This is a genomic window from Pseudomonas pseudonitroreducens (genome assembly GCF_021603645.1).
Taxonomy (GTDB): Bacteria; Pseudomonadota; Gammaproteobacteria; order Pseudomonadales; family Pseudomonadaceae; genus Pseudomonas; species Pseudomonas pseudonitroreducens.
Genome location: NZ_BQHJ01000078.1, coordinates 1 through 255 on the forward strand (window position 1 = coordinate 1; position 255 = coordinate 255).

General features: G+C 66.7%; 1 pseudogene. It reads left to right on the top strand.

Annotated elements, in window-relative coordinates:
• Positions 1-255 (top strand): annotated as a pseudogene (locus L6D89_RS32545) (hypothetical protein); the annotation flags it as partial.

Sequence of the window (255 nt, forward strand, 5' to 3'; positions counted from 1 at the left end):
CCCGCTGACGGTCCCGGCCAAGCCGGTGGTCGACGCCGCGCCGACCCACATCGGGCATCCGGGCCTGCCTACTCAGTTGGGCATGCGCAACGAAAGCCCGATCTACGACGACGACCTGGACGGCTTCTCGGGCAACTACGACAACCGCGACGACGACATCAACCCCAACCTGGAAGAGTTCCCGCGCCGCATGACCATCACCGCCTCGGAGATTCCCGCCGAGCTGCGAGATGAGCGGAAGGTCGCGGTTGCTGG